The sequence below is a fragment of the Kribbella sp. CWNU-51 genome, from assembly GCF_054073265.1.
In genome coordinates this window covers 111,426-133,531 of sequence record NZ_JBSXMZ010000022.1, presented here as the reverse complement: position 1 = coordinate 133,531, position 22,106 = coordinate 111,426, and the positions used below count along the sequence as shown (strand labels likewise).

Annotated in this window: 24 protein-coding genes; 16 read left to right on the top strand and 8 right to left on the bottom strand. The window is 69.5% G+C overall.

Translation table 11 applies throughout. The features are described 5' to 3' along the window. Positions 1-7: 7 nt before the first annotated feature. The 5 genes from ACXC9Q_RS23435 to ACXC9Q_RS23415 all read left to right on the top strand — a co-directional run bounded on the left by ACXC9Q_RS23435 (position 8) and on the right by ACXC9Q_RS23415 (position 4,801). Positions 8-667, top strand: a complete 660-nt coding sequence (locus ACXC9Q_RS23435) for an SAF domain-containing protein (protein ID WP_457058788.1) — start codon at positions 8-10, stop codon at positions 665-667. Further along, positions 667-1,932 (top strand): AAA family ATPase, encoded by a 1,266-nt coding sequence (locus ACXC9Q_RS23430; protein WP_457058786.1) that lies wholly within the window; start codon positions 667-669, stop codon positions 1,930-1,932. Before ACXC9Q_RS23435 ends, ACXC9Q_RS23430 begins: the two co-directional genes overlap by 1 nt. Positions 1,933-2,038: 106 nt before the next feature. Next, positions 2,039-2,827: a DUF4097 family beta strand repeat-containing protein gene (locus ACXC9Q_RS23425; RefSeq protein WP_457058785.1), complete on the top strand. Its 789-nt coding sequence runs from the start codon at positions 2,039-2,041 to the stop codon at positions 2,825-2,827. Between the two features lie 73 nt (positions 2,828-2,900). After that, positions 2,901-3,572: an HAD family hydrolase gene (locus ACXC9Q_RS23420; protein ID WP_457058783.1), complete on the top strand. Its 672-nt coding sequence runs from the start codon at positions 2,901-2,903 to the stop codon at positions 3,570-3,572. Further along, the gene (locus ACXC9Q_RS23415; RefSeq protein WP_457058782.1) at positions 3,569-4,801 is read left to right on the top strand and encodes a glycosyltransferase 87 family protein; all 1,233 of its coding nucleotides are present in this window, start codon (positions 3,569-3,571) and stop codon (positions 4,799-4,801) included. Before ACXC9Q_RS23420 ends, ACXC9Q_RS23415 begins: the two co-directional genes overlap by 4 nt. On the opposite strand, the gene ACXC9Q_RS23410 is transcribed toward ACXC9Q_RS23415, so the two are convergent. From ACXC9Q_RS23410 to ACXC9Q_RS23400, 3 genes are read right to left on the bottom strand one after another with little or no spacing between them, the layout of a single operon-like run. Continuing rightward, positions 4,761-5,504 (bottom strand): nucleotidyltransferase domain-containing protein, encoded by a 744-nt coding sequence (locus tag ACXC9Q_RS23410; RefSeq protein ID WP_457058781.1) that lies wholly within the window; start codon positions 5,502-5,504, stop codon positions 4,761-4,763. The two genes, ACXC9Q_RS23415 and ACXC9Q_RS23410, sit on opposite strands and share 41 nt — an antisense overlap. Then, entirely contained in the window at positions 5,504-6,832 is a 1,329-nt protein-coding gene (locus ACXC9Q_RS23405) for a hypothetical protein (RefSeq protein ID WP_457058780.1), read from the bottom strand. Before ACXC9Q_RS23405 ends, ACXC9Q_RS23410 begins: the two co-directional genes overlap by 1 nt. Before the next feature lie 55 nt (positions 6,833-6,887). Beyond that, complete coding sequence (locus tag ACXC9Q_RS23400; RefSeq protein ID WP_457058779.1) at positions 6,888-7,376, bottom strand: cupredoxin domain-containing protein; 489 nt, start codon at positions 7,374-7,376, stop codon at positions 6,888-6,890. 172 nt (positions 7,377-7,548) lie between these two features. Between ACXC9Q_RS23400 and ACXC9Q_RS23395 the strand changes: the two genes are divergently transcribed. From ACXC9Q_RS23395 to pruA, 5 genes are all read left to right on the top strand, one after another. After that, complete coding sequence (locus tag ACXC9Q_RS23395) at positions 7,549-9,015, top strand: WS/DGAT/MGAT family O-acyltransferase (RefSeq protein ID WP_457058778.1); 1,467 nt, start codon at positions 7,549-7,551, stop codon at positions 9,013-9,015. Beyond that, positions 9,012-9,539 carry a DUF6912 family protein gene (locus ACXC9Q_RS23390; RefSeq protein ID WP_457058777.1) on the top strand — a complete coding sequence of 176 codons (528 nt, stop codon included), beginning with the start codon at positions 9,012-9,014 and terminating at the stop codon, positions 9,537-9,539. Before ACXC9Q_RS23395 ends, ACXC9Q_RS23390 begins: the two co-directional genes overlap by 4 nt. Positions 9,540-9,555: 16 nt before the next feature. Further along, a complete protein-coding gene (ku, locus tag ACXC9Q_RS23385) occupies positions 9,556-10,485 on the top strand; it encodes a non-homologous end joining protein Ku (protein ID WP_457058776.1) in 930 nt (309 codons plus the stop codon). Beyond that, entirely contained in the window at positions 10,482-10,958 is a 477-nt protein-coding gene (locus ACXC9Q_RS23380; RefSeq protein ID WP_457058774.1) for a VOC family protein, read from the top strand. The genes ku and ACXC9Q_RS23380 overlap by 4 nt, the downstream gene beginning before the upstream one ends. 195 nt (positions 10,959-11,153) lie before the next feature. Beyond that, positions 11,154-12,782, top strand: coding sequence for an L-glutamate gamma-semialdehyde dehydrogenase (gene pruA, locus ACXC9Q_RS23375; RefSeq protein ID WP_457058773.1), 1,629 nt, complete (start codon positions 11,154-11,156; stop codon positions 12,780-12,782). 73 nt (positions 12,783-12,855) lie between these two features. On the opposite strand, the gene ACXC9Q_RS23370 is transcribed toward pruA, so the two are convergent. Next, positions 12,856-13,488 carry a TetR/AcrR family transcriptional regulator gene (locus ACXC9Q_RS23370; RefSeq protein ID WP_457058772.1) on the bottom strand — a complete coding sequence of 211 codons (633 nt, stop codon included), beginning with the start codon at positions 13,486-13,488 and terminating at the stop codon, positions 12,856-12,858. 239 nt (positions 13,489-13,727) lie between these two features. On the opposite strand from ACXC9Q_RS23370, the gene ACXC9Q_RS23365 reads away from it, so the two are divergent. Further along, positions 13,728-14,594, top strand: coding sequence for an esterase/lipase family protein (locus ACXC9Q_RS23365; RefSeq protein ID WP_457058771.1), 867 nt, complete (start codon positions 13,728-13,730; stop codon positions 14,592-14,594). 1 nt (position 14,595) lies between these two features. Here the strand turns inward: ACXC9Q_RS23365 and ACXC9Q_RS23360 are convergent, their stop codons facing one another. From ACXC9Q_RS23360 to ACXC9Q_RS23345, 4 genes are all read right to left on the bottom strand, one after another. Further along, positions 14,596-14,793 carry a hypothetical protein gene (locus tag ACXC9Q_RS23360; protein WP_457058770.1) on the bottom strand — a complete coding sequence of 66 codons (198 nt, stop codon included), beginning with the start codon at positions 14,791-14,793 and terminating at the stop codon, positions 14,596-14,598. 86 nt (positions 14,794-14,879) lie between these two features. Continuing rightward, positions 14,880-15,365 carry a DUF2505 domain-containing protein gene (locus ACXC9Q_RS23355; RefSeq protein ID WP_457058769.1) on the bottom strand — a complete coding sequence of 162 codons (486 nt, stop codon included), beginning with the start codon at positions 15,363-15,365 and terminating at the stop codon, positions 14,880-14,882. Positions 15,366-15,439: 74 nt separating this feature from the next. Further along, positions 15,440-16,903: a glycoside hydrolase family 76 protein gene (locus ACXC9Q_RS23350; RefSeq protein ID WP_457058768.1), complete on the bottom strand. Its 1,464-nt coding sequence runs from the start codon at positions 16,901-16,903 to the stop codon at positions 15,440-15,442. Between the two features lie 68 nt (positions 16,904-16,971). Then, on the bottom strand, positions 16,972-17,433 hold the full coding sequence (locus ACXC9Q_RS23345) for a hypothetical protein (protein WP_457058767.1): 462 nt from the start codon (positions 17,431-17,433) through the stop codon (positions 16,972-16,974). 81 nt (positions 17,434-17,514) lie between these two features. Here ACXC9Q_RS23345 and ACXC9Q_RS23340 point away from each other — a divergent pair, with 81 nt between their 5' ends. The 5 genes from ACXC9Q_RS23340 to ACXC9Q_RS23320 all read left to right on the top strand — a co-directional run bounded on the left by ACXC9Q_RS23340 (position 17,515) and on the right by ACXC9Q_RS23320 (position 22,062). After that, the gene (locus tag ACXC9Q_RS23340) at positions 17,515-18,336 is read left to right on the top strand and encodes a tryptophan 2,3-dioxygenase (protein WP_457058766.1); all 822 of its coding nucleotides are present in this window, start codon (positions 17,515-17,517) and stop codon (positions 18,334-18,336) included. Positions 18,337-18,477: 141 nt separating this feature from the next. Next, positions 18,478-19,089, top strand: a complete 612-nt coding sequence (locus tag ACXC9Q_RS23335; protein ID WP_457058765.1) for a hypothetical protein — start codon at positions 18,478-18,480, stop codon at positions 19,087-19,089. A 16-nt stretch (positions 19,090-19,105) separates the two neighbouring features. Further along, positions 19,106-19,795 carry a response regulator transcription factor gene (locus ACXC9Q_RS23330; RefSeq protein ID WP_457058764.1) on the top strand — a complete coding sequence of 230 codons (690 nt, stop codon included), beginning with the start codon at positions 19,106-19,108 and terminating at the stop codon, positions 19,793-19,795. Between the two features lie 2 nt (positions 19,796-19,797). Further along, positions 19,798-21,105: a sensor histidine kinase gene (locus ACXC9Q_RS23325; RefSeq protein ID WP_457058763.1), complete on the top strand. Its 1,308-nt coding sequence runs from the start codon at positions 19,798-19,800 to the stop codon at positions 21,103-21,105. Between the two features lie 183 nt (positions 21,106-21,288). Next, the gene (locus tag ACXC9Q_RS23320; protein ID WP_457058762.1) at positions 21,289-22,062 is read left to right on the top strand and encodes a CoA transferase subunit A; all 774 of its coding nucleotides are present in this window, start codon (positions 21,289-21,291) and stop codon (positions 22,060-22,062) included. The last annotated feature ends 44 nt before the right edge of the window (positions 22,063-22,106 follow it).

Here is a 22,106-nt window from a genome sequence, read left to right as displayed (position 1 = left end):
GTTCGACGTGGTCGACACAGCAGTGCGGAGTGGGTTCGGGGCACCGTCCGTCCCGGCCCAGCGCAACCGGCGGGCCCGGTGGAAGGACGGCCGGCTCGTCCTCGGCGTACTGCTCGTCGCCATCACCGCGCTGGCCGGCGCCAAGCTGTTGTCGGCGGCCGACGACACGACCACGATCTGGGCGGCCAAGCACGACCTCCAGGCCGGCACCACGCTGACCGGCGACGACCTCACTACCGTGCGGGTGCGCTTCACCAGCGGCGACGACGCCAGCAGGTACGTCGCCGCCGACGCCGACCTCAAGGGCCTCGTCGTGGCCCGCGCGATCGACGCCGGTGAGTTCGTGCCGCGAGAGGCGGCAGTCTCCGAGTCGGAGCGCAACCGCACCGAGTTGCCGTTGTCGGTCGCGACCGGACGGCTGCCGTCGGACACCGCGGGCGGCGACACAGTGGACATCTGGGTCGTCCCGAAGGAGCAGAGTCAGCCGGCCAAGCTGCTGTGGAGCAGCGTTCGCGTCCTCCAGATCGACGCGGTCAAAGGCGTAGCGGGTAGTTCGGCCCGCAGACAGGTCCTGATCGGGCTCGCGCCGTCCGACCTATCGCGGCTCCCGGCCGCGCTCACCGCAATGAGCGCGGGCGAGCCGACCCTGGTCCGGCGGGCCGGCTGATGTCCGTCCCCGTCCTGTTGGCCGTGACCGGCGCCCCCTGGGAGGCAGACGTCGTACGGCGGACCGAGCGCGCACCCGGGATCCGGGTGGTGCGGCGCTGTGTCGACCTCGCCGACGTGATGGCGGCGGCCGCGAGCGGTCAGGCCCGCGCGGTGCTGCTCGCCGACGACCTGGCCCGGCTCACCTCGGATGCCGTGTCCGCATTGCACACGCGCGGGATCGCCGTACTCGCCCTCGTGGACCCGACGGAGAACGGCGCACCCTTCGGCGCCGAGGACAGGCTCAGCCGGATGGGGATCGAGCGCATCCTCCCGGCCGACGTCAGCCCGGAGGACCTCGGCCGCGCGGTGACCGATGCGGTCGAGTCGGGCCCGCCGGCCTCGCTGTCGCACTTCGGCGGCGGATTCGTGCCGCTGACTCCGGAGACTGCGGGCAACCCGCCGCCCGTCTACACCCAGGGCAGCGGCCGGGTGATCGCGGTCTGGGGACCGACCGGCGCGCCCGGGCGGACGACCGTCGCGGTCGGACTGGCCTGCGAGCTCGCGGTCAAAGGCGTACCGACTCTGCTAGCCGACGCTGATGTGTACGGCGGGACCGTCGCGCAGCTCCTCGGGATGCTGGACGAGACCTCCGGGCTGGCCGCCGCGGCGCGGTCGGCGTCGAGTGGTTCGCTCGACATGGTGATGCTCGCGAAGCACGCGCGTCAGGTCGAGCCGCATCTGCTGGTGCTGACCGGCCTCAGCCGCGCCGACCGCTGGACGGAGTTGCGGCCGGCCGCGATCGAGTCGATCTGGTCGGCCGCACGCATGCTCGCGCCGGTGACCGTCGTCGACGTCAGCTTCTGTATCGAGACGGATGAGGAGATCTCGTTCGACTCGCTGGCGCCGCGCCGCAACGGCGCGACCGTGGCGACGCTGGAGGAGGCCGACGAGGTGATCGTCGTCGGTACGGCGGACCCCGTCGGCCTGACCCGCCTGATCCGCGCGATCCACGAGGTGCGCGCCATCGTGCCGTCGGTCAGCCTCAGAGTCGTGGTCAACCGCGTCCGCTCCGGCTCCCTCGGCAGTTCTCCCGCCGATGCGGTCGGTGAAGCCCTCACGCAGTACGCCGGGGTCCAGCCGGCCGCCCTGCTTCCGTACGACCTGAGCGCCGTGGACACCGCCATGTCCCGCGGCCGCAGCCTGGCCGAGTCCGCCAAGTCCAGCAAGCTCCGCAAGTCTCTCCAGCAACTCGCCGGAACCATCGCGAAGGAGCTCGTCGGCTGACCGTGCCACTCAGGGTCGAGTCGGTGGGAATACGGGGGAAAACCCCACCGACAGGCGTCGGGGGATGTGTCAGGGTTGGGCTGTTGTCGCACCCCAGGGGAGAGCAATGTCCGACGTCGAGGGCCGGCCGGCGAGCACGATGAGCACCGAGCGGCGGTATGGGATCGCGATCTCGGTCGCGCTCATCCTCGGCGGGCTGTACTGGGCGCTGACCGGCCTGACCGAGGGCACCAAGACAGGCGAGGGCAGCTACCCGGTGCAGGGCGACGCGCTGCGGATCGACAGCAGCTCGGCGGAGGTCGAAGTACGCGCCGGCGACGGTCCGGACCTCAAGGTCGAGCGGCAGTTCGAGCGCAACGTGTTCGGGTCCGATCCGAAGGAGAAGTACGACAACGGCAAGCTCGAGCTGACCGACTCCGGTTGCGGGTTCCTGTCCTTCGGCTGCAAGACCACCTACATCGTGACTGTTCCGAAGGACCTGCAGGTGACGCTGAAGAGCAGCAGTGGGCACGTCAAGGTGTCCGGGCTCACCGGTGGTGCCGACCTGAAGTCGAGTTCGGGCACCATCGAGGTGCAGGACGTCGCCGGTCCGCTCCGGCTGGAGTCCAGCTCCGGCGACCTCGACGGGCAGGATCTGCGGGCGACCAGCGTGTCGACCGAGAGCAGTTCCGGCGATGTCGACCTCGACTTCGCGGTCGCGCCGCAGTCCGTGGACTCGAAGGCGAGCTCGGGTGACGTGTCGATCCGGATCCCGTCCGGTACCGAGTCGTACAAGGTGGAGACCGACACCTCGTCCGGCGACGAGTCGGCGGATGTGAAGACCGACCAGACCGCGACCCGCACCATCAAAGCCAAGACCTCGTCGGGCGACGTCACCATCGAGTACAACCACTGACGCCGCGGATACGGCGAGTGACCAGGAGGACCGCCGGCGTGGTCGGGTCCATGTTCTGAGTAGGCTTGCCGGCATGTCAGAGGTCAAGGTGGTGCCGCGCGGCCTGCTGGTGGACTGGGGCGGCGTGCTCACCTCGGGCCTGGAGGACGCGCTCCGGCGCTGGGCCGAACTCGACGGGTTCGACTTCGATTCCTACCTGCAGGCGGTGCTCGCCTGGCTGCCCGCCGCGACGCCCGAAAGCGCCACCGCGGAAGCCGAGCTGAACCCGGTGCACGCCCTCGAGCGCGGCCAGATCGCCGTCCCCGACTTCGAGCGCAAGCTCGCCTCGATCCTGGTCCGCCGCGACGGTACGCCGGTGCCCGCGGAGGGGCTGATCGAGCGGATGTTCGCGCACTTCGAGCACCAGCCGGCAATGTCCGCGCTGGTCCGGCGGGCCCGGTCGCACGGGATCCGCACCGCGCTGCTGTCGAACTCCTGGGGCAACACCTACCCGCGCGACACCTGGGACGGGATGTTCGACGACATCGTCATCTCCGGTGAGGTCGGGATGCGCAAGCCCGAGCCGGAGATCTTCCTGCTGGCCGCCCGCCGGCTGGACCTGAAGCCGGAGGAGTGCGTCTTCATCGACGACCTCGAGCTCAACGTCGACGGCGCCCGCGCGGTCGGCATGACCGCGATCCTCCACACCGAGTACGACGAGACCCGGCGAGCGCTGGAAACCCTGTTCGGAGCCGACCTGACGTGACCGTGACCACCACGCCCTCCTCCCCACCTCGCCCGGCCGCCCGTCGCGTCGTCATCGCGATCGTCGGCTGCGCGCTGCTCGTCGCTCTCGGCGCCTGGGTCGGCAGCCTGTTCGGCGGCATGATCGACCTGCGCGTCTACCGGATGGGCGGCTCGGTGCTGCTCCACGGCAACGCCCTGTACGACGCCATGCTGCCGGGCTCGGGGTTGCCGTTCACCTACCCGCCGTTCGCGGCGATCGCGATGGTGCCGCTGGCCGCGGTCCCGTGGGGTGTCGCGCTGGTGGCCTGGACCACGATCTCGGTGCTGTCCATCACCGCCCTGTGGCGGACCAGCCTGCCGAAGACCTTCTGGTCGTTCATCACGCCCCGCAAGCGGACGGCGGTCCTGGTCGCGCTGACCGCGCTCTCGCTGCTGCTCGAACCGGTCTGGCAGACGATCCAGTTCGGCCAGATCAACCTGTTGCTGACGGCAATGATCCTGCTGGATCTGGTCCGGCCGAACGACGCGCGGCTGCGCGGATTCTGGCTCGGTGTCGCGATCGGCGTCAAGCTGACGCCGCTGCCGTTCCTGGCGCTGCTCATCGTCACGAAGCAGTGGCGTGCGCTGCGGAACGCCGTACTCGGGCTGCTGGCGACGATGGCGATCGGGTTCGCGATCGTGCCGCACCAGTCCTGGCGGTACTGGACCGACGTCATCCTCGACGCGAACCGGGTCGGCGGGATCGCCTACACCGGCAACCAGTCTTTCAACGGCTTCCTGCACCGGATCGGCAACGACGCCGGCTGGGTGCAGCCGGCGTGGTTCGTGCTGTCAGTTGTGTTCGGCCTGCTTGCGCTCTGGCTGGCCCGGCGCTACTGGCTGGCAGACGAGCGCGTCACCGCGATCTCGGTGATGGCGCTGGCCGTGCTGTACGCGTCGCCGATCTCGTGGAGTCACCACTGGGTCTGGATCATCCCGCTCGGCGTGAGCCTGATCCGCGCGGTCAACCGGGTGTGGGGCCTCAACCCCGCGGTCGTGACCGGAGTGCTCTTCTACGGCCTGTTCGTGCTGCGCTCGATCTGGTGGGTGCCGTACCGTGACGGCCGCGAGCTCAGCTGGACCTTCTGGCAGTCCATCCCCGGCAACTCCCACCTGATCGTCGGCATGATCGCCTTCATCCTGCTGGCGGTCACCAGCCGCAGCCTGCCTAAGCCGTCGCCAACGCCCGCAACGGCGGATCAAGCCTGACCGCCAGGTCAGCATCAACCAGAGAAGCTTCGGCCAGCAGTACGTCGACATTGGCGCGGAAGGCTCGCGAGAGCTCAGCGGTGTCGAGTGACCGCACCAGTGTCGGCTCCACAGCCGCAGTGGTGGCCGCTGGCAACAGATGTAGGCCACGGCCCTGTGAATGCGGCACACCGTGCCGCAAGCACGCCAGCATCAGCACGTGATCGCGTACGCCGCTGATCATGTACTCCGCCTGCCACACCTTGCCCCGCGCGATGCTGGACCGCGCATGCAACGCGTACAGCCACCCCATCCCGATCAGGTCCACCGGTGCCGGCGTCCCCCAGGCCGGCTGCTCCACAGTCTCGCCGAAGAGCAGCCGGAACGTGGGCCCGAGCGCACCGAACTCAGCAGCCGGTGCGAAGGCGATGTCCACCTGCAACGTCGAAGCCAGCAGGAACACCCGATACACCGTCCGGCGCGACCACACGTCGGTGTGGTGGACAGCGCCGTGCTCGGCGTACATCAGTGCCGTGAAGTCAGCCAGTACGGCGTCCTGGTCGGCGTCGGCCGCGAGTCCGAGGGCCAGGTCGATGTCGGACCACTCGTCCTCACCTCCGACCGCGGCCGACCCGGTCAGCGCCGCACCGGTGACACGTGCATCAGACCGAGCGGCCTCCACCAGCAAGTCCCGCAGGCGGGACCTCTCCGCAACCGTGTACATCACGAAGAGAATAGTAGGAGCAGACCACCGACGGTGTAGGCGACCATGACGACCAGCAGCGGGATCTGACCGGCCAGCGCCTTGTTGCGCGGGAACAGGGCGACGGCACGGTCGTGCGCCGAGACGACGCCCAGCAGGTGACCGCAAACCACGGCCAGCACCTGGATGACCGCGATCGTCGTGCTGTGGTTGGTGATGCCGGTGTTCACCGCGAGCAGACCGGTGCCGAAGATGTTGGCGCCGTTGCTGAGCGGGTCACTCAGGTAGATGAGCGTCCGCTGCCCTTCGAGGATGAACAGCGTCAGGTAGTGCGCGACGACGTACCCGAAGGCAATCGGTATGACGGAGTGCGCGAACAACCGTGGCAGCGTCGTACGGGAACTGTCCGACAACCGCCCGGCCAGCAGCGTGGCACCGGTGAACGTGACCAGGACGAAGAGGATGAACCCGATCAGCGCGGCGGTGCCGAGCCAGGTCATCGAGACGTCCTGGTTCTGGGCCCAGCCGATCCACGCCGTCGAGTTCGAGAAGCCGTCGTACGCCGTGGATCCGAGCAGCGCGGCCACCATCCCGACGAGACCGGGTAGCGGCTTGAGACCGTCCAGGTTCTCCAGCGGGCGGCGGACCACCAGGGCTCCGTCGGTACGACGGCCCCACGGCGACAACCGGGACATCAGGGTCGCGTACACCTCGAACGGGTCGCCGGTCGAGAACCACCGATCGCCGAACAGGATCGCGCCGAACATCGTGATCACGAAGTACAGCGCGAGCCACGCCTGCAGGACCGGGATGGTGGCGCGGTCCGGGGCGACCAGCTCCAGCCAGGTGAAGGCGAAGATGCCCAGCGCGGCCGGCCACAGACCGAGCCACGCGGGCAGCTCGAGCACACCCTTCGACGGCGGCTGCCGGAGCGCCTTGCTCAGCAGCAGGTGAATCGTCCGCAGCGGGTTCAGCGTCCGCCAGACCGGGCCGAACACGATCGAGATCGGCACCAGCCCGACCCAGACCAGGATGTAGATGAACCCGAAGATCGGGTTCGTCAGCCGGTCGACGCCGAACATCAGCGAGACCATCGCGTAGAGGAAGGTCGCCAGCCCGACCAGCCGGACCACCCAGCGGAACCAGGCCGCGTCGACCGTCCGGGTGATTGCGGCAGGCAACGGCTTCCCGGAGGCGTTGCCCCGGTACTTCGGACTCCGCCAGGCCAGCGCGAGGACGACGAACGAGACGCCGATCGCGACCGCGGCGCCCCCGACCGCCAGACCGAACGGAATCGGCAGGTCCTGCCGCCCACCGATGCCGTGCAGGGGAAGGATCAGCCCGGTCACGAGCCAAGGCCCCGTGACCGCGCCGTGCCGGAGGCGCGGCAATCCAACGCAGTACTCACGACACTACGAGCTTGGCGACCAGCTTGCCGCTCTCGTGGGTCTCGATCTCGAACGTGCCCTTCATGTCCGCGGTGAACTTGACCGAGGCCGGCTTGCCCGGGGTGAGCGGCAGCTCCTTGTCGTAGCCGTGGATGTGCACCTCGTCCGCGGCGTCGCTGACCGCGGTGACCAGCACGGTCTGGCCGGCCTTCGCCTTGATGGTCGCGCCGCTCGGGGTGACCTTGCCGTTGGCAACGGTGACGTTGATGGTCACGTCGGCCTGCTCACCGGACGGGTCCGCGGTGTTCGACGGGGAGCTCGTGTTCGGCTTCCCCGGGGTCGGGGTGTTCGTCGGCAGGGCCGTCGGCGTACTGGCGGGGGCGCTCGACGTGTTGCTCGGACTCGCGCCGCTGTCGGAGTCACCACCGCCACAGCCGGCCAGGACCAGCATGCCGAGGGTGGGCAGAAGAGCGGCGGCGGCACCGCGAGTGAGCGTCGAACGCATCGGTCCAGGAGCCTTTCGAGGGATCTGTGAACTTCTCAGGGTGCGGGACACACCCTCTTGCCTGACGAACACGAATAGCTCAGTGTTCCCGTACAGCCAGTGTCGCAGCCCACTGTCGGCGGTGGCCGCTAGGGTGACGAGACAAGCTATTCCTAGAGAGGAAGGTGACCGGATGCCCGATCGGCTGACGTCGCTGGATCTCACCTTCCTGAAGGCAGAGTCCCCGGCCACCCCGATGCACGTCGGGACGGTCGACATCTTCGAGCCGCCGGTGCACTCCGGCGACGGGTTCGACTACGAGAGCCTGGTCGCGCTGATCCGGGACCGGATCGCGTTCGTGCCGCGGTACCGGCAGCGGGTCCAGCAGGTGCCCGGCCGGTTCGCCGGCCCGGTCTGGGTGGACGACGAAGAGTTCGACATCACCTTCCACGTACGCCGCTCGGCCCTGCCGCGACCGGGGACGCACGCGCAGCTGCTCGAGCTGGTCGCCCGGATCATGTCGCGGCGGCTGGACCGGGCCCGGCCGCTGTGGGAGATGTACCTGGTCGAGGGCCTGCAAGGTGACCGGTTCGCGATCATCGCCAAGTCCCACCAGGCCCTTGTCGACGGCAACAGCACGGTCGACATCGGCCAGGTCGTGCTGGACGCGACCGCGCAGCCCCGGGACACCCCGACCGACACCTGGGAGCCCCAGCACCCACCGTCCGCGCTGGAGCTGCTCGCCGGCGTGTTCACCGACGCCACCCGGCACCCCACCGCGGTGCTGGAGCTGGCCCGGGCCGAGATCGCCAGCCTGACCGGGGCAACCTCGGTCCGCGAGGTGCTCGGGGACGTGGTCGGCTCGCTGGTCGCGCAGCGCCATGTGCAGGAGAGCTCGCTGCACGTGAAGACCTCCGGTCAGCGCCGGTTCACCACCGTGCAGACCGACCTGGAGGACTACCGGACCGTCCGGGCGATCCACGGCGGCACGGTCAACGACGTGATCCTCACGGTCGTCGCGGGCGCGTTCCGGGGCTGGATGATGACACGCGGTGAGGGTGTCGGACCGACCCGGAGCGTCCGCGCCGTGGTCCCGGTCAGCATCCGCGACGACGAGGACGAGGAGCCGACCTCGCTCGGGTCCCGGGTGATCGCCTCCACGGTGAACCTCCCGGTCGGGGAGAACTCCCCGGTCATGCGGATGCACCAGATCTCGTACCAGACCAAAGTGCACAAGGACACCGGCCGCGCGGTCAGTGCGCAGTCGCTCGTCGGCATCGCCGGGTTCGCCCCGACCACGCTGCACGCGCTCGCCGCCCGGGTCGCGACCACGACCGTCCGGCCGATCGACGACGTGGTGATCACCAACGTGCCCGGTCCGCAGTTCCCGCTGTACGCCCAGGGCGCGCCGATGCTGGCGTCGTACCCGGTGGTCCCGCTGATGCCCGGACAAGGGCTGTCCGTCGGCGTCACGTCGTACGACGGGAAGGTGTTCTACGGGCTCAACGCGGACCGCACCGCGATGCCGGACCTGGCTGTTTTCGCCCAATGTGTGACGGATGCGCTGGACGAGTTGCTCGACACCACCACGGGCAGCCACAACCGGGCCTCCCGCGGCCGGAAGAAACCCCGCGGCACTACCAAGAAGGCGGGTTCATGAGGGTCTACATCCCATCCACGCTGCGGCTGCTGGACGCCGCGTGTCACGCCGGCGAGCTCGGCCCGGCCCCGCTGACCGCGTACGCCGTCACTCCGGCGCTGCGGGAGTGGTACGCCGAGGGTGACGACGAGGAGCTCGAGTACGCCGCGATGGCGCAGGCCGCCCGTGCCTCGATGGGACTGCTCGCGGCCGATCCCGGGACCGCGCGGAGACGAGTGGTCGTGGCGGCCGAGGTGAGCGCCGTACCGCCGGCCGACGGATCGGTCGAGCTGGGGGACGCCCGGCTCGGGCTGCAGGTGGTGATCCCGTGGACGGCGGTGGCCGCCGTCCACCTGGACGCGGCCGGTGCGGCGGCGGTGGTGGGGAAGGCCGCCGACCTCTGGGACGCGGCCCAGAACGGTGATGACGACGCACTTTTCGCCCTCGATTCGTGCGAGGGTGAAGACCTGTTGTGGTACGCGACACAGGAGATTCCCGATCTGCTCGCGGCGGAGGGGCCGCGCGGACGGAACGGATCGAGCTGACAGGGAGCTGATGGCGATGCAGGCGATCTGGAAGGGTGCCATCTCGTTCGGGATGGTGACGATCCCGATCAAGGTGTTCTCGGCGACCGAGGAGAAGGACATCTCGTTCCGCCAGGTGCATGTCGCCGACGGCGGCCGGATCAAGTACAAGCGGATCTGCTCGATCGACGGCGAGGAAGTGCCGTACTCCGACATCGGCAAGGGCTACGAGATGGCCGACGGCCGGATGATCGTGCTGGAACCGGACGACTTTGCCGACCTGCCGCTGTCCAGCAAGAAGGTCATCGACGTCCTCGAGTTCGTGCCCGCCGACCAGGTCGACCCGCTGTACCTGGGCAAGTCCTACTACCTACAGGCGGACGGCGGGCCGGGCGCCAAGCCGTACGTACTGCTGCGGGACGCGCTCGACGGCTCCGAGCTGTACGCGCTGGTCAAGGTCGCGCTGCGGTCGCGCGAGAGCCTGGGGCTGCTGCGGACGGTCGACGACATCCTCGTGCTGCAGGTGATGCTCTGGCCGGACGAGGTCCGGGACGCGTCCTTCGCCGCGCCGCCCGAGGACGTGGAGATCCGGTCCCAGGAGAAGGCGATGGCGTCGTCGTACATCGACACGCTGCGGGGCGAGTTCGACCCGGACCAGTACCACGACGAGTATCGGCAGGCGCTGGAGAAGGTGGTCGAGGCGAAGGCGGCGGGTGTCCCGCTGCCGGAGACCGAGGAGGAGGAGACGGAGGGCGCCGAGGTCGTCGACCTGGTCGCCGCGCTCCGCGCCTCGGTCGAGGCCGCGAAGGCCCGTCGTGCGGGCGGGTCCGCGGACGCCGAGCCGGCCAAGAAGGCCCCGGCGAAGAAGGCGGCCGCCGCCAAGAAGGCTCCCGCGAAGAAGGCCGCGGCGGCCAAGAAGGCGCCGGCGAAGAAGACCGCCAAGAAGGCCGCGAAGAAGTCCGCATGACCGATCAGCTGCCGACCCCGCCGCCGACGCAGACCGAGATCCCGAAGGACGCCTCGGAGATCCCGGTCGATCCGACCGCGGCGGTGGTCACACCGGGCGCCTTCCTGCTGGAGCTCGTCCCGGTCCCGGTGACGGACGTGGACCGGGCCAAGCGGTTCTACTCCGAGCAGGCCGGCTTCCACGTCGACGTCGACGTCTCTCCGGCGGACGGCGTACGCATCGTCCAGCTCACCCCGCCCGGCTCCTACTGCTCGATCACCCTGGTCACCGGCCTGCCCCAGCTCGACATGCCATCCGGCACCCTGCGCGGCCTGCACCTCGTGGTCAAGGACATCGAGGCCGCTCGCGAGGAGCTGATCAAGCGCGGCGTCGACGTCAGCGAGACCGAAGACCTCGGCGGCGTCTTCTACGCCTGGTTCGAGGACCCCGACGGCAACACGTGGGCCCTCCAGCACATGCCCTGGCGCCCCTGACCTACCGCCCGCTCGGGGACCTCTTCAGGTGAAACGTATGCTACAAATGAGGTCGCCGTGAGAGCGGACCAGTCGGGTTCGTGGTCCGGGGGTTCGGCGTGGCACGATGCTCGTGTCACCTAGTGGCAGCGCGCGCCGCCCACCCGCAGCGGCGCCCGCAGCACGGTCCACCACACGATCGAGGAGCCTCGCACTATGGATGCCGTCACCACCGTTCCGACGCCTGCCAACGAGCCCGTCAAGGGGTATGCGCCGGGTTCGGCCGAGCGCGCGAGTCTGGAGTCGAAGCTCAAGGAGTTCACCGCGGCGGGTGCGATCGACCTGACCTGCACGATCGGCGGCGAGCAGAAGCTGGGTGGCGGCACGCCGGTCGAGGTGGTGCAGCCGCACAAGCACGCGCACGTGCTCGGCACCCTCGGCAACGCGACCGAGGCCGACGGCCGGGCCGCCGTGGTCGCGGCGCTCGCGGCTGCTCCGTCGTGGCGGTCGCTGTCGTTCGACGACCGCGCCGCGATCTTCCTGAAAGCCGCCGATCTGCTGGCGGGCCCGTGGCGCGACACTCTGAACGCGGCCACCATGCTCGGCCAGTCGAAGACGATCCAGCAGGCCGAGATCGATGCGGCCTGTGAGCTGATCGACTTCCTGCGCTTCAACGTGGCCTTCGCGCGGCAGCTCGTCAGCGACCAGCCGATCTCGTCCCCGGGCGTGTGGAACCGGGTCGACTACCGCCCGCTCGAGGGCTTCGTCTACGCGATCACCCCGTTCAACTTCACCGCCATCGCCGGCAATCTGCCGACCGCGCCGGCGCTGATGGGCAACACCGTGGTCTGGAAGCCGTCGCCGACGCAGCAGTTCGCGGCACACTGGACGATGCGGCTGCTCGAGGCCGCGGGCCTGCCGGCCGGCGTGATCAACCTGGTCACCGGCGACGGCATCGAGGTGAGCAAGGCCGCGCTGACCCACCCGGACCTGGCCGGCATCCACTTCACCGGATCCACCAAGACGTTCCAGTCGCTGTGGGGCACGGTCGGCACGAACATCGCGTCGTACAAGACCTACCCGCGGCTGGTCGGCGAGACCGGCGGCAAGGACTTCATCCTGGCGCACCCGTCCGCGGATCCGGCGGTGCTGAAGACCGCGATGGTGCGCGGCGCGTTCGAGTACCAGGGCCAGAAGTGCTCCGCCGCATCGCGTGCGTACGTCGCTCGCTCGGTGTGGGACCGGATCCGCGACGACCTGGTCGCCGAGACCGACTCGCTGACCATGGGCGACGTCACCGACCTGTCGAACTTCATCGGCGCCGTGATCGACGACCGCGCGTTCGCCAAGCACAAGGCGGCGCTGGACCGGGCCCGCTCGACCGACTCCATCGAGGTCGTTGCCGGTGGCACCTATGACGACAGCGAGGGGTACTTCGTCCGGCCGACGGTGCTGGTCTCGGCCGACCCGACCGACGAGATCTTCAGCACCGAGTACTTCGGCCCGATCCTCGGCGTGCACGTGTACGACGACGCCGACTACGACACCGTGATGCGGCAGATGGAGCACTCCGCGCCGTACGGGCTGACCGGTGCGGTCATCGCGCAGGACCGGCACGCGATCGCCGAGGCGTCGGACTACCTGCGCTTCGCAGCCGGCAACTTCTACGTCAACGACAAGCCGACCGGGGCGGTCGTCGGTCAGCAGCCGTTCGGTGGTGCGCGGGCGTCCGGCACCAACGACAAGGCCGGCTCGATGTGGAACCTGATCCGCTGGGTCTCGCCGCGCTCGATGAAGGAGACCTTTGCCCCGCCGACCGACTACCGCTACCCGCACCAGGGCTGACGAAAGACACCAGGGCTGGTGAAAGAGGCGAAGAAAGACGGTGGTGGGGGACCGGGGCTGAGCCGGTGCCGGCCTAGGTCGCCAGGCCCCGGCGGACGGTGATGTAGAAGGTCGTGAGGTCGTCGAGCAGGGCCTCGACCTGGTTCTGGTCGGTGAGGTCGGCGTCCAGCAGCCAGTCCGAGATCAGGTCGAACATCCCGCCGACCAGGCCGATCGCGGCACTGTGCCGGACGGCTCGCTGCTCCTCGGGCGGCGGGCCGTCGTACCGGTCCCAGAGCTGCGCCAGGAAGCCGGCTGCCCAGCGGCGGTTGGTCCGGCGTTCACGCTCGACGGTCTCCGAGATCCCGGAGGCCATGCCGAAGGTGATCCTGGTGATCCGAGGGTCGTCGACCAGCGCGTGCACGAAGGTCGCGAGCAGCCGCGGCGCCTCCTGCCGTTCGTTGCCGGTCGCCTGCGTCGCGGCGTCGGCCACCTGCTCCTCCAGGCGCGCCGAGGTCCGCCGCAGCAGGGCGAGGTAACACTCCTCCCGGCTGGAGAACAGCTCGTAGAAGCTCTTCGTCCCGATGTACGCCGTGGTGCAGATCTGCTCGATCGACGTGCCGAGATAGCCGTTGGCGGCGAACAGTTTGAGCGCCGCGTCCAGCAGCTGCTCGCGTCGTTCCGCCCGGCGTTGCTCGGCGTCCAGTCCCCGTATGGTCCTACTCATGCGCTGGACGGTACCCCCGTGGCGGATTCATAACCGGAGAAACTTGTTTCGAACACGAGCTCTTGTTTGTAACCAAGCATCCATGTTCAACTGTCCGTGATCTCGGCGTCACTGAACGATACAACCACAGAGCGCCGCCTTCGGCGGCGGGGTGTTCTTAAAGAGCGCCGCCTTCGGCGGCGGGGTGTTCTTAAAGAGCGCCGCCTTCGGCGGCGGGTGTCTTCAACGGGGAGCTGCACATGAAAATCCGCCTGCGCCGGGCCGCGGCCGGCCTGATCGCCGCTGTCCTGCTGACAGCCTCGACAACCACCGCGACGACCGCAAGCGCCGCGCCGTCATCGGGCCTCGACAACTGGTCCTGCAAGCCGTCGGCCGCGCATCCCGACCCGCTCGTCCTGCTGCACGGACTGGGCGGCAACGGCCCGGGCAACTACTCGTACCTCGGCCCGTTCCTGGCCGCGAAGGGCTACTGCGCCTTCACACTCACCTACGGCCAGGCCACGCCCGCGATCCCGGTCGGCGGCACGGTCTCGATCGCGCAGTCGTCAGCGGAGATCCAGGCCTTCGTCCAGCGCGTCCGGCAGGCGACCGGCGCGGCCAAGGTCGATATCGTCGGGCACTCCGAAGGCGCCTTCCAGAGCCTGTACGGCCCGAAGATCCGCGGGTACGCCGGTCAGGTGGGCAAGGTGATCGCCCTCGCGCCGCCGACGCACGGTACGACATTCGCCGAACTGGTGAGCGTGGGTGACTACCTCGGGCTCGGCCCGCTGGTCGACCAGGTCCTAAAGCAGTTCGGATGCCCGGCCTGCGACGAACTCATCGTCAGCGGCGCGGCCGTGCAGAAGCTGACCGCCGGCCCGATCGCCCAGCCCGGCGTGAAGTACACGGTGATCGCGTCCCGCTTCGACGCCCTGGTGACACCGCACGAAACATCCTTCATCCGCGAGCCCGGCGTCACGAACCAATACGTCCAGGACACCTGCCCGCTCGACCCGGTTGGCCACGTCGGTCTGGCCTTCGACCCGACTGTCGCTCAGTTGGTCGCCAACGCGCTCGACCCGGCCCAGGCAACCCGTGTGCTGTGCGCCTTCGGCCCGCCGCTGTAAGTCAGGCGGTGCGGTCGAGCTCCTGCAGAGGAGGGTCGACGAGCAGCGCGGATCCGCATCTCACGCAGATCCACTCATCCGGCTCGTCGACCAGGTGATCCCCGGCCTCGATCCGCTCGAACGGCATCACCGCCGCACAGAACACGCAGTACTGCGAATCCTCACCCACGGGCTCCACGCGCTGGCGCTTCTTCCGCATGACGGGCTCACCTCCGGAGCAACTCTTCCGTTCAGGTTGCCACCGGAGCCGGGCCCGTCACGGTAGCGACACTCGGCCCGGCCGGTTCAGTGCGTCCAGTCGCGGGCGAGCTCGTGCTCCTTCTGCAGGCCGGAGCGGATCGCGTCGACGACGAACGGCTCCATCTTCTTGCCGATCAGCGGGACCGCGACCTTCACGTCCAGGTCGATCGCCTGGACCGCCTGGGCGCCGCCGCTGATGCTCGCGGTGCCCTTCAGGGTGACCGGGGTGTTGCTGATCTCGCCGACCACGTCGGCCCGCCGGGACCCGTCCGCCGCGGCGGCGTGCCACGTCTCGGTCTGGACCACGGTCAGCGTCTGGCCGACGAACTTCCGCGCGAAGTCGGGTACGTCGTCGGACGGCATCTCCCGGCTGACCCGGACGATCGTGTCGCCGCCGGACTCGGTCACCTGCACGTCGTACGACAGCGCCTTGGTCTTCTCGCAGGCCTGCTCGCGGAAGGTGGCGTCCGTGATGATCGCGAACACTTCCTCGGGGGTGGCGTCGTACGACGCCGACAGCTTCAGCTCCATGCCGCACATCATGGCATTTCCGCTCGGTCACCGGACCCCTCCACCGCACCCGCCGGCCGGTGCGGGCTCCCCAGCTACGGGGCCGCGTTGAGCAGGTCGAGCCCGGACTGTTGCCGGGCGGCGTCGAGCTTGTCGATCGGGCCGTACCACCGCAGTCCGTACTGGTCCATCGGCGTACGGCCGGCGGCGAAGGCGCGGTCGGCCTGCCGCTGGAGGTAGGCCGTGTACGGGTGATCGGACAGCGCCGCGTTGAGCTTCCCGAGGCCGCGCACGTGGGCGCCCTTGAAGGACGGGCCGTCGCCGCCGCAGTCACCCGATTCGCAGGGCTCGCGCAGGATCCCATCGGCGGTATGCAGCGACGCCGCGGTGGTCGCCGCGTCGGCGAGCTGCCGGGCGCTGGTCAGGTACGCCGAGTTGTTCGTTGCCTTGGCCAACTCGGTGAGCGCGCCGATCAACACACCCTGGTTGTAGGTCCATGCGGTGTCGCCGTTGTTCTTGCAGGTGGACAGGTCGATCCCGTCGTTGACGAGCTGCGAGCCGTTGATCATCCCGGTCTGCTGGAACCAGGTCCAGCCGGACTGTGCCCGCTGGAGATAGGTGGAGTCGCCGGGGATCCGGCTGTGCAGCGCCGCGCTGAGCTGGATGTAGAGCGAGTTGGAGATCGCGTTCTTGTACGTCTTCGCCTCACTCCACCACACTCCGCCACCACAGGTGTTGTCCCAGTACGCCGCCATGTGGTCGGCGTCGGCCCGAGCGGTGTGCAGATAGCGCGCTTCACCGGTCACGTCGTACGCCGCGACCCAGGCGAGACCCCACCAGCCGGTGTCGTCGAGGTAGTCGTTGCGGAACTGGCCTTCCGCGGCGTTGAGGTTGAGGTCGTAGGTCCGCGCGATCGCGTACTTGTAGCTGTCCATCCCGCTGACCCGGATGTTGTCGATCACCGCGTTCAGCGCGTTGGCCGAGTTCCACCAGCCGGTGGTGTCGAATAGTCCGGTCGAGCGGTTGTAGTACTGCATCAGCGCGGTGGCCGCCGCCGTACGGCGATCCCAGGCGTTCCACGTGGTCCGGGCCCACGGCGTACAGGCGATGTCGGGGCGGTCGCCGGCCTTGCCGCAGGCGCGGAGGGCGCCGACGCCGAGGTTGTTCCAGTCGTCGACGTTGTACATCAGTGTGCGCCAACCGCGTTGCCCGGCGGGGATCGCGGTGTTGCCGAGGCGGCTGCCGTCGGTCCAGGTGCGGCCGCCGTCCATCGAGCGGTCCAGCCACACCTCGTCGCCGGGATTGCCGTTCTCGATCGAGGCCCAGCCCAGCGCGTCCGCGTCTTCGAAGTGCAGCGAGACGGTCCGGCCGAACAGCGTCGCCGACACCGGGGCCCGGTCGCCGGGGGAGAGCGCGGGGTCGCGGGCGTCGCAGTACTTGTTGCAGATCGTTGCCTGGGTGGACATGTTCACCGCCGGGGTCTCAGGGGCCGGGGCCGGAGGTGGTCCGCCGAGGGGGGAGGCGAGCAGGCTGAGGCTGGAAACGATTCCAACGAACATCACGAATCTCCCTGGGGCGGTAGGAAGAGAGCGGTGTCACCGAAGGTAGGTGGACGGTCACCGCGGCGTCAAGACGTCAGCAAGCCCAGCAGTATGCCGAGGGTGAGCAGCACGGTGAAGGCAGTCGCCACCCGCCGGCCGCACTGGGTGCGGCGCCGGATCGCGGTGTGGTCGACGTGCGTGGCGCACGGCTCGAAGCCCAGCTCGTCCGCGCGGGCAAGGACTCCGCTCAGCCGTCCCAACGCACTACGCCGCGACGCTCGCCTCGTCGCCTCTTGGACGACGCGATGCCGCATGAACTCCCGCGGATCGCCGGTCGGCAGGGTCACGCCTGGCGGCAGCGCGCGCTGCACGACGGCGTGGGCCGCGGTCACCCGCCGCTGCCGGCTGACCGACGGCGGGAGGATGAGATACGCCAGGTGAACCAGGGACGAATAGTCGTCGAGCAGCAGTGCCTCGAGCTGCGGTTCTTCACGCGTGGGCCCCTGGACAGGTCCCGGGACAAGCGGGGTTCGGACCGTGACGGACATGCAACTCCTTGTATCGGCGTACCCAAGGTCCAACGAACGAATCCCTGACCGGTCACGAACGCGTCGGTTAGTCTCGGCCCCATGAGCACAGAGGACGGGGTTGCGGGGCGGTGGGACGGGGTCGACGTCCACTTCGGTGAGGCCGGTGGGCGGCTGACGTACGGCAGTTATCTGCGGCTGGCCGAGCTGCTCGATCAGCAGCGGCTGGAGTCGGATCCGCCGGCCCACGACGAACTGCTGTTCATCACGATTCACCAGGTGTACGAGCTGTGGTTCAAGCAGATCCTGCACGAGCTGACCGCGTCCCGGGACTCGATGCTGTCCGGTGAGCTCTGGCTGGCCCAGCATCTGCTCCGCCGCGTGCACACGATCGAACGGGTGCTGACCCAGCAGGTCGACATCCTCGAGACCATGACGCCGCAGGACTTCGGCGAGTTCCGGCACCGGCTGTCGCCGGCGAGCGGGTTCCAGTCGGTGCAGTTCCGCGAGATCGAGTTCCTCTCCGGCGCCAAGGACCCGTCCTTCGTACGGCGGTTCCGCGGGCTGACCGAGACCGAGCAGGAACGCCTCGGCCGGCGCCTGGAGGACCCGACGCTCTGGGACGCGTTCCTCGTCGTACTGCAGAAGGCCGGCTTCGACACCGACACCGAGGACGCCACTCGCGACGCTCTTCGCAAGGTCGCCGGCGACCGCGGCCACTACGCCGCCATCTGGGAGCTCGCCGAGGCGCTGCTCCAGCACGACGAGCTCGCCGCCGCCTGGCGGGCCCGCCACGTCGTCATGGTCGAGCGGATGATCGGCACCAAGCCGGGCACCGGCGGCTCGTCCGGCGCCGGCTACCTGCGCAGCCGCCTCGACCTCCGCTACTACCCCCTCCTCTGGGACCTCCGCACCACCCTCTGACCGCCGTACCCGCGCGGTTTGGGGTAAGAAACTTGCACCTGGCGGCAGTTTCTTTCCCCAAAGATCGTGAGCGGCCACGCTGGGCGCTAGTGTCACGACGCACGGTCGCGGGCACCGGGTGGCTCGGCGAAGGGACGTGGTGTGAAGCTCTACTCCGACGTGGGAACACAGCGGTTCGGGCAGTTCCTGGGCGACCTGCTGCTGGTTGGCTGGGTCTGGTTGTGTGTGGAACTCGGACTGCTGGTGTACCGGATCACGGACGCGTTGGGCGCGCCGGGGCGGAAGGCGGCCGAGGCAGGGGACGGCCTGGCCGGAGACCTGCGGAAGCTCTCCGAACCGATCGGCAAGGTCCCGGCCGTCGGCGACCAGCTGCGGGCGCCGATCGACGGAGCGGCCGGGGCTGCGGGGAAGCTGGCGCAGGCCGGGCGCGATGAGGCGCATGCGGTCGAACAGTTGGCGTATGTCCTGGCCGGGGTGACGATCGCGTTGCCGGTGCTGTTCGCGCTGCTGATCTGGCTGCCACGCCGGATCCGTTTCTCCCGCCGGGCCGCGGCGGCCCAGAAGTTCATCGACAGCGCCGCCGACCTGGACCTGTTCGCCCTCCGCGCGATGGCCAATCAGCCCATGCACAAGCTCGCGAAGATCTCCGACGACCCCGTCGCCGCCTGGCGCGACGGCGACAGCACGGTGATCGCGCAGCTCGCCGACCTCGAGCTCCGCAGTACGGGTTTGAAGCCCCCGCGACCAGCCTGAAGCTACTCTCAACGACATGGCGCGGGTGTTGCTGGTCGAGGACGACGACGCGATCCGGACGTCGCTGGGCAAGTCCCTGACGGCGGCCGGGCATGTCGTCACGGCCGTGGCCGCCGGTGCCGACGGGGTTGCGCTGGTCGCGCGGGAGCGGCCGGAGGTGCTGCTGCTCGATCTCGGTCTGCCCGACCTGGACGGCCGGGACGTGCTGGCCATGGTCCGGTCGGTCAGCGACGTACCGGTGATCGTGGCAACGGCCCGCGACGACGACGCCAGCGTGGTCAAGCTGCTCGATGCCGGCGCCGACGACTACGTGATCAAACCGTTCAGCTCGGCCCAGATCGACGCCCGGATCCGCGCGGTCCTGCGCCGCCTCGGCTCGGACCAGCAGGGCGAGTCGATGGTCGACCTCGGCGCGCTCCGGATCGACCCGCGCAGCCGTGAGGTCACCGTCGACGGGAGCCCGGTCGACCTGACCCGCAAGGAGTTCGACCTCCTGCTCGCGCTCTCCCGACGTCCGGGTGCGGTGGTCACCAAGCGCGAGCTGCTCGCCGAGGTCTGGGGTCTGCCGTGGGGCGGTGGCGACCGGACGGTCGACGTCCATCTGTCCTGGTTGCGGCGGAAGCTCGGGGAGACGGCGGCCGAGCCGCGGTTCCTGCACAGCGTTCGCGGAGTCGGGATCAAGCTCGCGGCGCCCGAGGGTGGCTGACCATGCGCCGCCGGATCCTGTTGCTATCGGTCGGTATGACCACGCTGGTCGTGCTGGCGTTCGCCGTACCGCTGATCATCTTGTTGCGGAGTTCGACGGCCAGCGAGGCGAAGGACGAGGCGCGGTACCGGGCTGAGGCTGCCGCGTACTACGTCGGCGACCCGAACCACACGGCCGACGACATCACGGCGTACATCGACGGCCTGACCAACAACGGCCCGGGGACGATCTCGGTCCGGCTACCGGACGGCACGACGCTCGGCCAACCCCCGCCCGGCGGGGTCCCGACGCCGAAGCCGCTGCCCGCCGACTACAACGACGGCGATGACGACAGCCGGAGGGGACCGCCGACGGTCGGCGACGCCGACTACCGCGAGGTCGGCGGCGGGATGGCGGTCGACGTCGCCGTCGGCACCCCGGCCGGCCCGGCGTCGGTCTGCCTCTTCCTGACCGCCGACGAGCTGTACGCCGGCCTCGTCCCACGGGTGCTGATCCTGATCGGTGTCAGCCTGCTCGTTCTGTTGCTCAGCATCGTCGGCGCCGAGCTCGTCTCCCGGCGGCTGGCCCGCCCCTTGGAGGAGACGGCCGGTACGGCGGAACGCCTGGCCAAGGGGGACATGGAGGCCCGCGCCCCGACGACCGGTCCGGCCGAGGTGGCGAAGGTCGGCGCCGCGCTCAACGGTCTCGCCGACCGCATCGACGAGGTGATCGCGGTCGAACGCGAAGCCGTCGCCGACCTGTCCCATCGACTCCGTACGCCGTTGACCGCGCTCCGGCTGCAGGTCGAGGCCTTGCCGGACCGGGAGAGCGCCGAGGAACTCAACACGCAGGTGACCAGCCTGGAACGCACGCTCACCGCGGTGATCAGCGCGGCCCGCCGACCGCAGCGTGAGGGGCGGGTCCCGCACTGCGACGCCGTCGAGGTCACCCGCAACCGCGCCGCCTTCTGGGAACCGCTCTTCGAGGACCAGGGCCGGGAGCTCTCCCTCGACCTCCCGACCCCGCCCGCGATGGTCCGCTCGTCGGCCGAGGATCTCGCCGCCGCACTCGACGCGCTGGTCGAGAACGTCGTCGCCCACACGCCCGACGGCACCCCGGCCCGGATCACGCTCACCCGCGAACAGAACGGCGTACGGATCGTCGTCGCCGACAAGGGCCCAGGTATCCCGCTCGGCGCGGGGGAGCGCGGCCGCAGCGACCGCGGCTCCACCGGGCTCGGCCTCGACATCGCCCGCCGCTGCGCCGAAGCCGCCGGCGGTGACCTCACCATCCACCGCAACGAGGTCGTGCTGACCCTCGCCGCGGGTTAAGCCCCTGTCTGCGCGGTCAGCTCGACGCGTCGCGTCGTACGGCGAGGAGCTGCAGGCCGAGCTCGGACTCCAGCATTTCTCCATATCGGTCACTCCGGCCTACCGTCGAAGGCATGAGCGACGTGGTGATCTGTGAGCCGGAGGCAGCCCGATGACCGCGATCGCGCACCGTCAGGAGAACGCATGAGTGTGGACAAGGTCGTCGCGACAGCGGCCGAGGCGGTCGCCGACATCGCCGACGGGACCAGCCTGGCGGTCGGCGGCTTCGGGCTGGCCGGCATCCCCTGGTTCCTGATCGAGGCGCTGCTCGAGCAGGGCGCCGGTGATCTGACCGTGGTGTCGAACAACTGCGGGGTCGACGGCGCCGGCCTCGGCCTGCTACTGGAACGAGGCCGGATCGGTCGCGTGATCGCGTCGTACGTCGGGGAGAACAAGGAGTTCGCCCGTCAGTACCTGGCCGGAGAACTGCACGTGGAGCTGACACCGCAGGGCACCCTGGCCGAGCGGCTGCGGGCGGGCGGGACGGGCATCGGCGCGTTCTTCACCCCGACCGGCGTCGGCACGGTCGTCGCCGAGGGTGGACTGCCGTGGCGCTATGGCCCCGACGGCACCGTGGCCGTGGCGTCGCCGGCCAAGGAGGTCCGGACGATCGACGGTCGCGAGATGGTCCTCGAGGAGGCGATCGTCACCGACGTCGCGCTGATCCGGGCCGCGGTCGCCGACCGGGCCGGCAACTGCGTGTTCCACGCGGCCGCGCGCAACTTCAACCCGGTGGCGGCGATGGCCGGCCGGTTGACGATCGTCGAAGCCGAGCAGGTCGTCGACGTCGGCGTACTCGATCCGGACGCGATCCACCTGCCCGGTGTCTTCGTCCAACGCGTCGTACCGCTCACTCCGGAACAGGCCGCGCGCAAGAGCATCGAGAAGCGCACGACCCGGCCGCGGTCCGACGCCTGACATGCCCTGAGCTTCGCGATGGAACTCGATTGACCGTCGGTCGG

Bases quoted from the DNA above. Each gene is read 5' to 3' on its own strand.
- ACXC9Q_RS23430 (WP_457058786.1), top strand. From the start codon at position 667: ATGTCCGTCCCCGTCCTGTTGGCCGTGACCGGCGCCCCCTGGGAGGCA.
- ACXC9Q_RS23425 (WP_457058785.1), top strand. From the start codon at position 2,039: ATGTCCGACGTCGAGGGCCGGCCGGCGAGCACGATGAGCACCGAGCGG.
- ACXC9Q_RS23420 (WP_457058783.1), top strand. From the start codon at position 2,901: ATGTCAGAGGTCAAGGTGGTGCCGCGCGGCCTGCTGGTGGACTGGGGC.
- ACXC9Q_RS23410 (WP_457058781.1), bottom strand. From the start codon at position 5,504: ATGTACACGGTTGCGGAGAGGTCCCGCCTGCGGGACTTGCTGGTGGAG.
- ACXC9Q_RS23400 (WP_457058779.1), bottom strand. From the start codon at position 7,376: ATGCGTTCGACGCTCACTCGCGGTGCCGCCGCCGCTCTTCTGCCCACC.
- ACXC9Q_RS23395 (WP_457058778.1), top strand. From the start codon at position 7,549: ATGCCCGATCGGCTGACGTCGCTGGATCTCACCTTCCTGAAGGCAGAG.
- ACXC9Q_RS23390 (WP_457058777.1), top strand. From the start codon at position 9,012: ATGAGGGTCTACATCCCATCCACGCTGCGGCTGCTGGACGCCGCGTGT.
- ku (WP_457058776.1), top strand. From the start codon at position 9,556: ATGCAGGCGATCTGGAAGGGTGCCATCTCGTTCGGGATGGTGACGATC.
- ACXC9Q_RS23380 (WP_457058774.1), top strand. From the start codon at position 10,482: ATGACCGATCAGCTGCCGACCCCGCCGCCGACGCAGACCGAGATCCCG.
- pruA (WP_457058773.1), top strand. From the start codon at position 11,154: ATGGATGCCGTCACCACCGTTCCGACGCCTGCCAACGAGCCCGTCAAG.
- ACXC9Q_RS23370 (WP_457058772.1), bottom strand. From the start codon at position 13,488: ATGAGTAGGACCATACGGGGACTGGACGCCGAGCAACGCCGGGCGGAA.
- ACXC9Q_RS23365 (WP_457058771.1), top strand. From the start codon at position 13,728: ATGAAAATCCGCCTGCGCCGGGCCGCGGCCGGCCTGATCGCCGCTGTC.
- ACXC9Q_RS23360 (WP_457058770.1), bottom strand. From the start codon at position 14,793: ATGCGGAAGAAGCGCCAGCGCGTGGAGCCCGTGGGTGAGGATTCGCAG.
- ACXC9Q_RS23355 (WP_457058769.1), bottom strand. From the start codon at position 15,365: ATGGAGCTGAAGCTGTCGGCGTCGTACGACGCCACCCCCGAGGAAGTG.
- ACXC9Q_RS23350 (WP_457058768.1), bottom strand. From the start codon at position 16,903: ATGTTCGTTGGAATCGTTTCCAGCCTCAGCCTGCTCGCCTCCCCCCTC.
- ACXC9Q_RS23345 (WP_457058767.1), bottom strand. From the start codon at position 17,433: ATGTCCGTCACGGTCCGAACCCCGCTTGTCCCGGGACCTGTCCAGGGG.
- ACXC9Q_RS23340 (WP_457058766.1), top strand. From the start codon at position 17,515: ATGAGCACAGAGGACGGGGTTGCGGGGCGGTGGGACGGGGTCGACGTC.
- ACXC9Q_RS23330 (WP_457058764.1), top strand. From the start codon at position 19,106: ATGGCGCGGGTGTTGCTGGTCGAGGACGACGACGCGATCCGGACGTCG.
- ACXC9Q_RS23325 (WP_457058763.1), top strand. From the start codon at position 19,798: ATGCGCCGCCGGATCCTGTTGCTATCGGTCGGTATGACCACGCTGGTC.
- ACXC9Q_RS23320 (WP_457058762.1), top strand. From the start codon at position 21,289: ATGAGTGTGGACAAGGTCGTCGCGACAGCGGCCGAGGCGGTCGCCGAC.